Source organism: Oribacterium sp. Sow4_G1_1, from assembly GCF_052116105.1.
Classification (GTDB): Bacteria; Bacillota; Clostridia; order Lachnospirales; family Lachnospiraceae; genus Oribacterium.
The window spans coordinates 1-13235 of sequence record NZ_JBQKLS010000023.1 but is presented as its reverse complement, the minus strand read 5'-3'; the positions used below and the strand labels follow the sequence as shown (position 1 = coordinate 13235).

At 57.2% G+C, this 13235-nt stretch carries 12 protein-coding genes; 11 read left to right on the top strand and 1 reads right to left on the bottom strand.

What is annotated here, in order from left to right:
* Positions 1-150: 150 nt before the first annotated feature.
* Positions 151-1029, bottom strand: coding sequence for a GNAT family N-acetyltransferase (locus ACTQ52_RS11250; RefSeq protein WP_441982666.1), 879 nt, complete (start codon positions 1027-1029; stop codon positions 151-153).
* 288 nt (positions 1030-1317) lie between these two features.
* Here ACTQ52_RS11250 and ACTQ52_RS11245 point away from each other — a divergent pair, with 288 nt between their 5' ends.
* The 11 genes from ACTQ52_RS11245 to dapF all read left to right on the top strand — a co-directional run bounded on the left by ACTQ52_RS11245 (position 1318) and on the right by dapF (position 13049).
* Positions 1318-1467 carry a hypothetical protein gene (locus tag ACTQ52_RS11245; RefSeq protein WP_410043629.1) on the top strand — a complete coding sequence of 50 codons (150 nt, stop codon included), beginning with the start codon at positions 1318-1320 and terminating at the stop codon, positions 1465-1467.
* Between the two features lie 4 nt (positions 1468-1471).
* Positions 1472-1954, top strand: a complete 483-nt coding sequence (locus tag ACTQ52_RS11240; RefSeq protein ID WP_441226926.1) for a VanZ family protein — start codon at positions 1472-1474, stop codon at positions 1952-1954.
* A gap of 285 nt (positions 1955-2239) precedes the next feature.
* A complete protein-coding gene (locus tag ACTQ52_RS11235; RefSeq protein ID WP_441982665.1) occupies positions 2240-2566 on the top strand; it encodes a hypothetical protein in 327 nt (108 codons plus the stop codon).
* A gap of 263 nt (positions 2567-2829) precedes the next feature.
* Positions 2830-4965 carry an aminopeptidase gene (locus ACTQ52_RS11230; protein WP_441982664.1) on the top strand — a complete coding sequence of 712 codons (2136 nt, stop codon included), beginning with the start codon at positions 2830-2832 and terminating at the stop codon, positions 4963-4965.
* 23 nt (positions 4966-4988) lie between these two features.
* Positions 4989-6635: a serine hydrolase gene (locus ACTQ52_RS11225; RefSeq protein ID WP_441982663.1), complete on the top strand. Its 1647-nt coding sequence runs from the start codon at positions 4989-4991 to the stop codon at positions 6633-6635.
* Between the two features lie 366 nt (positions 6636-7001).
* Positions 7002-8198, top strand: coding sequence for an ABC transporter substrate-binding protein (locus ACTQ52_RS11220; RefSeq protein WP_410043634.1), 1197 nt, complete (start codon positions 7002-7004; stop codon positions 8196-8198).
* A gap of 168 nt (positions 8199-8366) precedes the next feature.
* Positions 8367-9248: a branched-chain amino acid ABC transporter permease gene (locus ACTQ52_RS11215; RefSeq protein WP_410043635.1), complete on the top strand. Its 882-nt coding sequence runs from the start codon at positions 8367-8369 to the stop codon at positions 9246-9248.
* 13 nt (positions 9249-9261) lie between these two features.
* A complete protein-coding gene (locus tag ACTQ52_RS11210; protein ID WP_441982662.1) occupies positions 9262-10368 on the top strand; it encodes a branched-chain amino acid ABC transporter permease in 1107 nt (368 codons plus the stop codon).
* A 94-nt stretch (positions 10369-10462) separates the two neighbouring features.
* Positions 10463-11248, top strand: a complete 786-nt coding sequence (locus ACTQ52_RS11205; RefSeq protein ID WP_410043637.1) for an ABC transporter ATP-binding protein — start codon at positions 10463-10465, stop codon at positions 11246-11248.
* Between the two features lie 126 nt (positions 11249-11374).
* Entirely contained in the window at positions 11375-12082 is a 708-nt protein-coding gene (locus ACTQ52_RS11200) for an ABC transporter ATP-binding protein (protein WP_410043638.1), read from the top strand.
* Positions 12083-12209: 127 nt separating this feature from the next.
* Entirely contained in the window at positions 12210-13049 is an 840-nt protein-coding gene (dapF, locus tag ACTQ52_RS11195; RefSeq protein WP_441226932.1) for a diaminopimelate epimerase, read from the top strand.
* The last annotated feature ends 186 nt before the right edge of the window (positions 13050-13235 follow it).

The following is a 13235-nucleotide window of genomic DNA, read 5'->3' as shown; positions in this document are numbered from 1 at the left end:
TTTGGCTTCCGGTCAGCCAGAAGTTAGAGGGCTCCTCATGAATTGGAGTGGGACCAAAACGTGCAAATATCCACTGACTCTATGGGGTGGGCGAATGAGGAGCGCTTCAAACTTCTCAAGTCAGTACCGGACGGTTGGGCTATTACTTAATTATTCGTGATTTAGAAAATAAAGTACGCGCTCCGTCTCCTTATAGCCGAGGCTTTCGTAGAGATGAACCGCGATATCATTATTGCTGGCGACCTGAAGAAGTATCTTTTTATATGGGCCGTCGGCCGGCGTGGCTTCGACCGCTTCCATCAGGGCGCGGCCATGCCCCTTCCCGAGATACGTATCATAGACGAGGAGGCCGTAGAGGTAGAGTGTGTCGGCGCTGAACGGCGTGAGATGCACTTCACCATAGCTGTTTGAGAGGCTGTCGCCCGGATCGGAGATCGGGCGCGCGAGCGTCTTCGCCATGAACAGCTCATCGTACTGATGTGTCGCCCCAAGGGCACGGAGTGTCTCGTAGCTGTCCGGTGCGACGAACGGCGTCGCGGTCCGTAGCGGTCTGCCGGACATATCGGAATCACCCACGTCATACTGGTCTTCGCAGGAGCTGCTTCCATCCCGAGCGTCCTGTGAGCAATCTTCGTCCGAAAAGGATATTCGATCGTATACCGGTTCATCATCACCAGCGATCGGGCGCTTGATCATGAAACGGATGCGATAGCCGCGGAAGTCGTCGAGCAGGCTCTGGTAGCACATGCGGAACATGCCGATCTGGCGCATCCTCGGGTGGGTGAAGGCCTCGATCTCCAGCACCGGCTTCCCGTCGATGGTCTCGCCGAGAAGATAGCCGGAGAGTACGGCAAACAGTGCCTCCTCGACACCGCTCTCCTCCGGGTCATCATTTCGGATGATATAGTAGAAGTCACCGTCCAGGTCTGTGTCATACGAGGTGTGGTCGGCTGCATTGCACAGAGACACTAACGCGCTGACCGCATCCAAGGTTTCGTCATCCAGTTCTTTCAGTAATTCTGCTTCCATATCATTCATCTCCTGTATTCGCTGCTATGCAAAGCTGTATTCGTACGATGTCGGGCTGTGGGCATCCGGGTACACCTGCCCGGCACAGATCTGAGCCCGATTATACTAAACTTGCCATCATTTTTCCATTATGCTAAGATGTTGATGTTCAGAGGTCTGCAGATTTTGCATAAAAAGGCGCTTTCTATGGGGAAACGGCGTTCGAATCTGCTCGGAAGCGCGGCGCAGGGCGTCGGGCGAGGGACTCTGGAGATCTCTTAAAGATAGGAATGTATGATCGGAGATAATATGGAAAAAGTATATAAAACGATGCGAAATACGGGGGCGGGTTCGATCGCGCTCGGTGTGATCATCCTGGTGTCCGGCCTCATCATCGGCATCCTGTCGATCGTGAATGGTGCGCTGCTTCTGAAGCGGAAGAACGACATCACCTTCTAAACGGATGGCGAAGCACAGCACGAGAAACCAGCGACTGGGCTGGGTTCTTTTCGTCCTTTACCTGGGCGCGCTGTTCTACCTCATGTTCTTCGCGGACATGGCGGAGCGGGGCCTCGGCGTGAAGGAAAACTATACCTATAATCTGAAGCCGTTTGTGGAAATCAGACGGTATCTTTTTTGTGCATCGCAAATCGGATTCCGAGGCGTGTTCCTGAACCTTTACGGGAACATCCTCGGATTTATGCCGTTTGGCTTCATTCTTGGTGTGATCAGCTCACGCTGCCGGAAGTACTGGTACGACGCGGTGATCTGCACCTATCTTCTCAGCTACTCGATCGAGATGATTCAGCTGTTTTTCCGCGCCGGAAGCTGCGACGTCGACGACATCATCCTGAACACCCTCGGCGGCACCCTCGGCTACATCGCCTTCCATATCGTCCAGCACGAACGCATCCGCCGCTACTTCCTGAAACACCCGAAGCAGTAGCGGAAGAGGACAATGCTCCCGACCTGGATGTATCCCGGGAAGCAACCGCAACCCGTCACAACCTCCCGCGAAGCCAGGGGGTCTGACCCCATCGAGGATAGAACAACCACCTTAAGAAAATCGTAATGGGGTCAGACCCCATAAACTACCGAGAAGCGACGGCGGCCCGCCACGATCTCCCGCGAAGCCGAGGGGTCTGACCCCATCGAGGATAGGGCATCCAGCTTAAGAAAATCGTAATGGGGTCAGACCCCACAAACTTCCGAGAAGGAACGAAACCTAACTATGGCCAAAAAGAAAAGATACAACTACATAAAGAAGAAGATCGCGCGTGGTACCTGGCCGTGCATCCTGACGATGCTGCTGGCGCTCGGGCTCCTGCTCGCGACCCTGGCCCTGGCGGTGCACTTCCAGGGCCAGGGACCGATGCTCCTGGGCGCGCTGGGTTTCAGCTCCATCGTGATGGCCATCTTCTCGCTCTACTTCCTGATCCTGGCCCTCCACGACAGTGAGAAAAACTACGTCCCGGTTCGCATCGGTGGCATCATCGCCGCCTGCGTACTGCTGGTCTGGATCATTTTCATCGCCCTCGGCCTGAAGACGATGATCTGACGGTCCGCCACAACCTCCCGCGAAGCCAGGGGGTCTGACCCCATCGGGGATAGGGCACCCACCTTAAGAAAAACGTAATGGGGTCAGACCCCATAAACTACCGGGAAGTGACGGCGGCCCGCCACGACCTCCCGCGAAGCCAGGGGGTCTGACCCCCCCATCGAGGATAGGGCGACCACCTTAAGAAAATCGTAATGGGGTCAGACCCCATAAACTACCGGGAAGCGATGACGCCCCGTTACCACTACCAAGAAAGAAACACCATGGAACGATATGATGATGTGATTGAGCGGATCCGTAAGATCCCGGAGGAGCATGCGCTGAACGCCGCTTTCCAGGCATACTTCACGGCGGCCGCAGAATTTATTTTATTACTGGATGCGTTTATGAAAGCGCGCACAGAGGGCGAGCTGCCACTGCCAGAGCTTCAGCGCTGGAATGCGGCGCTGTACCGAGAAGCGGCGGAGCGCTACGAGGATTCCTACCTGAATCCGCGAGTGGCCGTGGCGAAGCTGGGGCCGGTCGGTGCCGAGCTGTCGGCACTGTACATGGAGCTGCAGGGGCTGATTCCGTCGGCGTACCAGCAGGATCTCGAGGACATCGTCTGTGTGCTCGAGACCTTCGTGCAGGTCTACTGCATGTTTACCTCGGCGTGGGAAGAGTATAGGTCAGCCTGTCCGCAGCCTGCAGCAGCGCCGTCGCCCGCCATGGCGGAGGTGACCCCTGCCGTTTGTCGGAATTCGGCCACGAGTGACCAGACCCGAACGGACGATTGGATGGCCGGCATTCCGGAACCGAAGCAGCTCCGCGACGTTCTTTACAGCTACGCCCACGATTATTCCGAGGATTTCCTGCGTCGGAAGATGGATGCGATGTACATCCCGGCGCGTTCCTACGCGCGTCAGATTCTCCTTGACCACGATTTCCTGGAGCCGACCGACATCTGCCGCTTCGGCTACTATGTATCGGACACTGCCCTCCGGACGGCGGAATTTATCGCGAAGCTGCCAGACGACCGCATTGACCGCATGGCGCGGACCTGGTATCAGGGATTTAAGGATGGCTTCCGCATCCAGGGGAAGCCGTACGAGGAGAAGTCAGTCGTCGAGTTCAGCTACCCGGCAGGCTTCGAGCGCGTGGTGAAACGCACCGCGGCACTTTTCGCGGAGGATGGCTTCGATTTCACAATCCCGCTACGCCCGCAGCATTTCCTGACGCGCACTCCGGGCCGGAGCCGCCAGCTCTATGAGAGCCCGAATCCGCAGATGGATTTCGACCACAGCTACGACCTCGCCCTCGTGATGGGGGACCGCATCTGCGCCCGCATGCTCGAGGAGCAGCGCCAGATTTTCCGTTCCTATGGGGACGAGATCGGCCGCTATGCGGGTCCGGTCGTGATGGAAAGCTTCGGCGCGCCTGCCTTCGAGCCGGTGGAGGAGCCCGCGCGGCTTCGCTTCACGACGCACCAGTCTGAGGTGTACGGCCACTACCAGAACAGCGTGCAGCTGCTCGTGCATGAATTCGTGCTCGAGGAAGAGCGCTCGTTCACGATCATCGCCTGGCCGCTTCCGACGATCGGCCCGGATTTCGAGGCGATTTTCCGCGAGACGGAGGCGGTCAACACTCTGTCCTCGGCGGCGTACCGTCCCGTGCAGGAGTGTCTGATCGCCGCCCTGGACCAGGCGCGCACCGTTCATATCCAGGGGAAGGGCAATGCAACCGACCTGTACGTACAACTCCACCCGCTGGCGAATCCTGCCCGCGAGACGAATTTCGAGAACTGCCTGTCGGATGTGAACATCCCGCTCGGTGAGGTCTTCACTTCGCCGCAGCTCGAAGGCACCTCCGGTATGCTGAACGTCCGCTCTGTGTTTATCGAGGGCTTCCAGTTCCGGGATCTTCGGATCCGCTTCGAGGATGGTCGCGTCGCGGACTACAGCTGTGCGAATTTCCTGGACCCGGAGCAGGGAAGGGCACTCATGCGCAAGGTGATCTTCGGTGAGAAGGAGCGACTGCCGATGGGCGAGTTCGCGATCGGCACGAACACCCGCGCCTACCGGATGGCACAGCGCTACGGTATCGGTGCACTGATGCCGATTCTGATCGCAGAGAAGACCGGTCCGCACTTCGCGGTCGGCGACACCTGCTACTCCTTTATGGAGGACATGCAGCTCTATAATCCGGATGGAAAGGAACTCGTCGCGAAGGACAACAGCTGCTCGATCCTCCGGAAGACAGAGCCGGAGAAGGCTTACTTCGCCGTGCACACCGACATCACGATCCCGTATGACGAGCTCGACCGCATCACGGCGATCCGCGCCGACGGCTCCGAGATCCCGATCATCGCCGGCGGACGCTTCGTCCTCGCCGGAACCGGAGTGCTGAATGAATTTTTATGATTTTTTAGATAGGAACTTGTAAAATGTTTTATCATCATCACGGGCGATGGCGCCGAACCTGCGCTGCCGTCCTCATGACCCTTCTCATATGTACCCTGGGGACGCCGCTCCTCGCGATGCACGCGTACGCCGCGTGGAACTTCCCGTATACGGAGCTCACCGCGGGCGCCGGCGTCGTCCTCGACGCGGACACCGGGGCGGTCCTGTTTCAGAAGAACATGCACGAAAAGATGGCCCCGGCGTCGATCACGAAGGTGCTGACCGCGCTCGTGGTACTGGAGCACTGTGACCTCGACGAGCAGGTGACCTTCAGTCATGATGACGTGTACAATGTCGACGCCGGATCGTCGAATGCCCAGATCGAAGAGGGCGACGTCCTGACGGTACGGGACTGTCTCTACGCACTGCTGCTGAAATCTGCGAATGAGTGCGGCAATGCACTCGCCTGCCATGTGGCGGGTTCCCGCGAGGCCTTCGTCGACATGATGAATGCGGAGGCGACACGCCTCGGCTGCCAGGACAGCCACTTCGCAAATCCGTCCGGCCTCTATGCCGAGGACCACTACACCAGTGCCTATGATATGGCACTGATCGGTGCGGAAGCGATGAAGAACAGGGACTTCCTGGAGATCGAGTCCCATGCGTCCTACAAGATGGCGGGGACGATCCGAAATCCGGGCGGTCTGACCGTCTATATGGAGCATAAGATGCTTCGCAAGGACACTGCCTATTCGGATGCCCGTGTCATCGCCGGCAAGACCGGCTATACAAAGCTTGCCGGCAATACGCTGATTACCATGGCCGAGCAGGATGGCCGTCATCTGGTGGCGGTCGTGCTGCAGGATAAAAACCCGGCGCACTACGTCGATACGAAGGCGCTCCTGGATCTCGGCTTCAACCAGACGGAGAACCAGCCGGTTTCGGACGCGCTCTTTAATCGAGAGGAGCTTCGGAACCGTTTCGTCGCGGACACCATCGTCGACGAGAGCTGTAAGGCCTCCGATATCCATGTCGAGGGAAATGTGCTGCTATCACTGCCGAAGGGCGCGAGCCAGGACGGCATCACATATAAGCTGAACTATAATCTTCCGTCGTCGGAGATCCCGACGCATACGATCGCGGAGATCGAGTATCTCGCGGATGGCGTGACGGTCGGCCGCTACTTCATCCAGAAGGAGCCGACCATCGAGGTTATCCTGCATGAGACCCCGACCAGTACGAAGGTCGCCGTCGCCACCTCGGTCAGTGTCCTGACCATCGTCGGCGTGATGGCCTTCTTCATCCTCGGCTCCGGCACCGCGGTCGGCCTGAAGAACGTCCATGACGACCGGAAGCTGAGTCGCCGCATGCAGGAGAAGCGCGCACAGCGCCTCCAGGAGATGGAGATGTCCGAGGAAGAGTTCCTCGCCCTCGTCGAGCGACGCCGCGAGCGGAAAGCGTCGTACAGCCGCGATGATGCATCGCGACTCAGCACCCGGCAGCGTGCCCGCATAGGGATGGATGAAGCTCCGTTGCGGGAGCAGAAGACCTCGCGCGTGAGAAGCGATGTTTCACAACGTAGCCTGAAGCAGCGCGCCCGCACGCACATGGAGGACGAGAAGCTTCGCGAGCATCAGGCCGCACACACTGTCCGCGCGGAGCGCAACCGCAGCCGCAGTCGACGAAGATAGTTGATTTTTGCAAATGACTGCGTTATTACTATGTAACATTGCTTGAGTTTGACACATTCGAACTTCTCCAGAAGTTTACATTGCCTTATTTTGACAATAGAATGATTTGAAGAAAAAAGACCAGCAAGGGAGCTGTCGCGTGAGCGGCAGCTCCCTTTTCTGTATCCCAGCCATAACCGGACGCTATGAAACGATGGATTTTATCAAACTTTAGTGAGAATTCCTCTTGCATTCATACACTGAAGTGATAAAATAAAGCAAATGTACGAGGCAAGCGGACAAACGTCCGCGACACCCGCACACATCAAAGAAGAATGTCCAGACGGAGATGTACATCACCACTGGCACATTTCAGAGGAGGAGATTATGAAATCAGCAAAGCTCGTAGCACTTGGACTTGCAGCGGCGATGACCGCATCTCTGGCGGCATGTGGCGCATCTTCGACACCGGCAGCCGGATCGTCTTCCGGAAAGTCCGGTGGAAACGTCATCCGGATCGGTGTGTTTGAGCCGACGACCGGCGAGAACGGCGGTGGCGGATTCCAGGAGGTGCTCGGTATGCGTTACGCAAACGAGACCCATAAGACGGTGAAGATCGGCGACACCGAGTACACGATCGAGCTTGATGAGGTCGATAATAAGTCGGATAAGACCGAGGCTGTCAGCGCAGCAAACAAGCTGGTCGGCGATAAGGTCAGCGTCGTGCTCGGTTCCTATGGCTCCGGCGTTTCCATCGCAGCCGGCCAGATTTTCGCTGACGCGAAGATCCCGGCGATTGGCGCATCCTGCACGAACCCGCAGGTGACCCAGGGTAACGACTACTATTTCAGAGTCTGCTTCCTCGATCCGTTCCAGGGCACCGTTATGGCGAACTACGCCTACCAGAACGGCTATAAGAGCGCAGCTGTCCTGACACAGCTCGGTGATGACTACTCCTCTGGCTTAGGTTCCTTCTTCAAGACCGCATTTGAGAAGCTCGGCGGATCCGTCGTCGACGAGGAGCAGTTCCAGACGAACCAGACCGATTTTAAGGCAGTACTCACGAACATCAAGGCCGCGAACCCGGACATCATCTTCGCACCGTCTTCCATCACGACCGCACCGCTCATCATCAAGCAGGCGCGCGAGCTCGGTATCAAGTCCCTGATCGCCGCTGGTGATACCTGGGAGAACTCCACGATCATCGAGAATGCAGGCGCCTCTGCAGAGGGCATTGTTCTTTCCACCTTCTTCGATGAGTCCGAGCCGGCGAACGATGAGGCGAAGTCCTTCATCACCGGCTTCAAGGAGTATCTGACCGCAAACAAGCAGTCGGATGTCATCCCGGCCGTTTCTGCCCTTGGCTATGATGCGTACCTCGCAGCATACCATGCGATCGAAAAGGCGCAGTCCACCGATGGTGAGGCGATCAAGGAAGCCCTGAAGTCCGTTTCCTTCGACGGTGTGACCGGCTCCGGCATAAGCTTCGATGAGAATGGGGATGCAAACAAGGATATGGCCTTCATCAAGACCGTGAAGGACGGCAAGTTCGAGTTCCTGACCACCACAACCGTTCAGAACTGATGAAAGCTTCCGCTCCGGGCGGTGGCGTCTGTCGCCACTCCACCGGCAGCCGATGAATGCAGGAAGGACCGCTTCGAGCGACTCCTTCCTGCAATTCTGTTTATGCTCACGCATGTAACACACTCGATTCCACCCTCGCCCGAGGGCATCTTCAAAGGGGAAAAACCTATGTCTCTTACAACCTTCCTGCAGCAGTGTCTGACAGGTATCTCGCTCGGCGGTGCCTACGCACTGATCGCCATCGGCTACACGATGGTCTACGGCATCCTGCGCCTGATCAACTTCGCCCATGGAGATATCTTCATGATGGCCGGCTACTTCATGATTTTCGCCATGGCGTCACTGCCATGGTACATCGCCGTTCCGGTGACACTGATCACCACCACCGCACTTGGTGTAGGCATTGAACGCGTCGCCTATAAGCCGCTTCGTTCCGCTCCGCGTATGTCCGTCATGATCTCTGCGATCGGCGTGTCCTACCTGCTGCAGAACCTCGCGACCTACCTCTTCACCGCGCTCCCGATGGGCTATCCGGAGATCCCGGTGCTGAAGCACGTTTATAAGATCGGCGGCCTGTCGGCCTCCTTCGTCACCTTCCTGACGCCGGTGCTGACACTCGTGCTCGTGTATTTACTCATCACGCTGATCCAGCATACGAAGATGGGTATGGCGATGCGTGCAGTTTCGAAGGACTATGAGACCGCGTCCCTCATGGGTATCGATATCAATAAGACGATTTCCCTGACCTTCGCGATCGGGTCACTGCTCGCCGCGGTCGGCTCCATCCTGTATTTCACCGATCGTATGACCGTGTATCCGTATTCCGGATCCCTGCCGGGCATGAAGTGCTTCGTTGCAGCCGTATTCGGTGGGATCGGCTCGATCCCGGGTGCGGTCGTCGGAGGCTTCCTGATCGGACTCGGGGAGACGGCGCTCGTCGCCGCAGGCTACTCCACCTTCTCAGATGCCTTCACCTTCGTCATCCTGATCGTCGTGCTGCTCGTGCGGCCGACCGGACTCTTCGGTGAGAAGACCACGAACAAGGTATAAGGAGGAAGCAGCGATGAAAACAAAGGTAAACATGACGCCGGAGAAGCGCAGAAACACCATCCTGAGCCTCCTGCTGATCGTGGCGATCCTCGGGGCCTGCGCCTTCCTGGACGCGAACAAATACAGCTACAATTATGCGATTTCCATCATCGAGCGTTCGATGATCTATGCGGTCGTCGCTGTGTCCATGAACCTCGTGAACGGCTTCACGGGTCTGTTCTCGCTGGGCCAGGCCGGCTTTATGGCGCTCGGCGCATATGTGACCGCGATCCTCACGATCCCGGTCGAGCAGCGTGCTTCCGTGTACTACATCTCCGGTATCCATCCGGCGATCGCGAACCTGCACGCACCGATCCTCGTGGCGCTGATCCTCGGCGGACTCGTAACGGCGGCCTTTGCGGCCCTCATCGGTATCCCGGTGCTCCGTCTCAAGTCCGACTACCTCGCGATCGCGACCCTCGGCTTCGCGGAGATCATCCGTGCGCTGATCTCGGCTCCGCAGCTCGATACCATCACGAACGGCTCGTATGGCCTCAAGTCCATCCCGGGCTTCTCGAGTTTATTCCAGGTGCTTGCGCTTACGGTCGTCTGCATTGGCCTCATGGTACTCCTGATCAACTCGTCCTTCGGACGGATGTTCAAGGCGGTCCGCGAGGATGAGATCGCGGCTGAGGCGATGGGCATCAATCTGTTTAAGACGAAGGAGCTCAGCTTCGTGATTTCCTCCTTCTTCGCCGGCGTCAGTGGCGGCATGCTCGCGATGTTCATGCGCTCCATCGACAGTAAGACCTTCCAGGTGTCCCTCACCTACGACATCCTGCTGATCGTCGTTATCGGCGGGATCGGCTCTGTGACCGGCTCCGTGCTGGGGGCCTTCCTCGTGACCGCCGGCCGTGAGCTGCTCCGCTTCTTCGATGAGCCGCTCTACATCGGCAGTATCAACATCCCGCTGTTCCGTCCGGGCTTCCGAATGGTGATCTTCTCCATCCTCCTGATGGTGGTCGTGCTGTTCTACTCCCGCGGCCTCATGGGCACGAGTGAATTCAGCTGGAACGGGATCCTCGGCTTCTTCCGGGGACTCGGGAAGAAAAAAGTGAAGAAAGCGAGGGGAAAGGGATGAGTGAGATGAAAAAGCCGGACCTTCGTTTCGGCAGTGCGTATGCGTCTGCGCTTTATATAGGAAAGAAAACAGTGAAGGAAGTGGAGGAGCAGAGATGAGGGAAGTAAAAGAAAATGTCCTCCAGATGGAGAACGTCGTCATGCAGTTCGGTGGCGTACGCGCGATCGACGGCCTCTCACTCGAGGTCAACCGCGGTGAGATCGTCGCCCTGATCGGTCCGAACGGTGCCGGCAAGACGACGGCGTTTAACTGCATCACCGGTATCTATACCCCGACCTCCGGCTCCGTGAAGTTCGACGGCCGCGATCTCCGTGGCAACGCTCCGGATGCCATAACGAAGCTCGGCATCGCCCGGACCTTCCAGAACATCCGTCTCTTCTCGAATCTGACGGTCTTCGATAACGTCCTGATCGCCGAGCATCTCCGTGCGAAGGACAATGTCTTCAGCGCGACGCTGCGCCTGAACCGGAAGGAAGAGGAGCGCATGCGGGCAGAGACCGAGCAGCTTCTGCAGGAGCAGGGCCTCTATGCGTACAAGGATGATATCGCATCGAGCCTTCCGTACGGACTCCAGCGCCGCCTCGAGATCGCACGTGCGCTCGCGACGAAGCCGGAGCTGCTGCTGCTCGATGAGCCGGCGGCCGGCATGAACCCGCAGGAGACGCAGGAGCTGACCGACTTTATCGTGAAGATCCGTGACCAGTATCACCTGTCCATTTTCATGATCGAGCATCACATGGATCTCGTCATGCAGATCTCGGAGCGCATCTACGTTCTGAATTTCGGAAGGCTCATCGCACATGGCACACCGGAGGAGATCCAGAATAACCAGGAGGTTATCGACGCTTACTTAGGAGGTTCAGACGATGCGGAAGACTGAGATTTTTAAATCGTACATCCGAATCGACATCGTGGATCACTCCGGAAGAGCGGGAGAAGACATCCGTCTGCTCGCTGGGAATGTCGCAGACAGAGTGCGGATGAGAGAGAACAAGGGGGACACAACATGCTGAAAGTAGAGAATCTGAAAATTCATTACGGCGGCATCGAAGCCGTGAAGGGCATCAGCTTCGATGTACCGGATCACGCCATCGTCACCCTGATCGGTGCGAACGGTGCCGGCAAGTCCTCGACGCTGCGTACGATTTCCGGACTGGTGAAAGCGAGCGAAGGAAGCATCGTCTTCGATGGCGAGGATATCACGAGCATGCCGACCGCGAAGCGTGTGGAGAAGGGCATCGTGCTCTGCCCGGAAGGACGTCACGTCTTTCCGGATATGACCGTCCTCGAGAACATCAAAATCGGTGCATACCTCCGAAGCGACGCACTCGACGCAGACATCGAGGAAATCTACGGCATGTTCCCGCGACTGAAGGAGCGCTCCTGGCAGCTCGCCGGCACCCTGTCCGGTGGTGAGCAGCAGATGCTCGCCGTCGCCCGCTCCCTCATGTCGAAGCCGAAGATCATGATGCTCGACGAGCCGTCCCTTGGCCTCGCTCCGATCATCGTTCGCGAGATCTTCTCCATCATCCAGCGCATCAATGAAACGCATGGCACCACGATCCTGCTCATCGAGCAGAACGCGAACATGGCGCTCAAGGTCGCACATCAGGCCTACGTCATGGAGACCGGTCGCATCACCCTCTCGGGCAGCGGTGCCGAGCTCCTCGCAAACGACGACATCCAGGCCGCCTACCTCGGAAAGAAGAAGTAAAAAGACAGGGCACAGGGAATCACCGGACTCCCTGCGCCTTGTTTTTTTCGTAAAACGGGGCTTGTATTGGGAGACCTATTTTGCTAATATAGTGAAAATTTGTGTAGATTTAGAAAAAGGAAAAAAGATGAAATTTACAAAGATGCAGGGTTGTGGAAACGACTATGTATATGTAAATTGCTTTTCCGAACAGGTTCAGGACCCTTCGGCGCTGGCGAAGCGCATCGCAGATCGGCACTACGGTGTCGGCGGCGACGGGTTGATCCTGATTGAGCCGTCAGACAGGGCAGATGCGTACATGCATATGTTTAACCTCGACGGATCGGAGGGCAATATGTGCGGCAACGGGATCCGTTGTGTCGCCAAATTTATCTATGATCACGGCATCATTCCCGCTGATCGAACAGAAGCAGTCATCGATACCAAATCGGGACTTAAGAACATAAAGCTTTATACAGAACATGGGGTTATGACCCGCGCGACGGTGGATATGGGCGTGGCGAAGCTGACATCAGAGCTTCCGGAAGATATCACTGTTCACGGGATGCATCTCCATTTCATCGGAATCGATGTTGGAAATCCGCATGCGGTATATTTCCTTTCAGATAATCCGGAGCTTCGTGTTTCTAAGGTCTCTGATTTGGATTTTCTTTTATATGGGCATGATTTTGAGACCCATCCGCGTTTTCCAGAGAAGGTAAACTCGGAGTTTATCCGGATCATCTCAGACACCGAGATCGACTTCCGTGTATGGGAGCGTGGTTCCGGAGAGACCCTCGCCTGCGGAACCGGTGCGACTGCGGCCGTCGCTGCGGGCTGCCTCGCCGGGAAGCTTCGAAAGGATACCGAGGTCCTCGTCCACCTGGTGGGCGGCGACCTCACGATCCGCTACGACGCCGCAACCGGCCACGGCTTCATGACCGGCCCGGCCGTGGAGGTGTTCACCGGGGATTTCCCAGTGGCTTAGTGACTGTTTACGGACATAACTCGGATTCCTGCGCGGATATCGCTGAGATCGTGCGGATGACGTTCGTGCGCAGGAAATCCTCGCTATGCCCTGGCAAAGGTGCTTCGCACCTTGCCCACCCGTGGGGTTTATATACCGTCTTAAAATAATATATAAAATTGCAGTAAAAACCACCGGGTTAAAAAA

Excerpts from the sequence above, each read along its gene's own strand:
- ACTQ52_RS11250 (WP_441982666.1), bottom strand. The coding sequence starts at position 1,029 with ATGGAAGCAGAATTACTGAAAGAACTGGATGACGAAACCTTGGATGCG.
- ACTQ52_RS11245 (WP_410043629.1), top strand. The coding sequence starts at position 1,318 with ATGGAAAAAGTATATAAAACGATGCGAAATACGGGGGCGGGTTCGATC.
- ACTQ52_RS11240 (WP_441226926.1), top strand. The coding sequence starts at position 1,472 with ATGGCGAAGCACAGCACGAGAAACCAGCGACTGGGCTGGGTTCTTTTC.
- ACTQ52_RS11235 (WP_441982665.1), top strand. The coding sequence starts at position 2,240 with ATGGCCAAAAAGAAAAGATACAACTACATAAAGAAGAAGATCGCGCGT.
- ACTQ52_RS11230 (WP_441982664.1), top strand. The coding sequence starts at position 2,830 with ATGGAACGATATGATGATGTGATTGAGCGGATCCGTAAGATCCCGGAG.
- ACTQ52_RS11225 (WP_441982663.1), top strand. The coding sequence starts at position 4,989 with ATGTTTTATCATCATCACGGGCGATGGCGCCGAACCTGCGCTGCCGTC.
- ACTQ52_RS11220 (WP_410043634.1), top strand. The coding sequence starts at position 7,002 with ATGAAATCAGCAAAGCTCGTAGCACTTGGACTTGCAGCGGCGATGACC.
- ACTQ52_RS11215 (WP_410043635.1), top strand. The coding sequence starts at position 8,367 with ATGTCTCTTACAACCTTCCTGCAGCAGTGTCTGACAGGTATCTCGCTC.
- ACTQ52_RS11210 (WP_441982662.1), top strand. The coding sequence starts at position 9,262 with ATGAAAACAAAGGTAAACATGACGCCGGAGAAGCGCAGAAACACCATC.
- ACTQ52_RS11205 (WP_410043637.1), top strand. The coding sequence starts at position 10,463 with ATGAGGGAAGTAAAAGAAAATGTCCTCCAGATGGAGAACGTCGTCATG.
- ACTQ52_RS11200 (WP_410043638.1), top strand. The coding sequence starts at position 11,375 with ATGCTGAAAGTAGAGAATCTGAAAATTCATTACGGCGGCATCGAAGCC.
- dapF (WP_441226932.1), top strand. The coding sequence starts at position 12,210 with ATGAAATTTACAAAGATGCAGGGTTGTGGAAACGACTATGTATATGTA.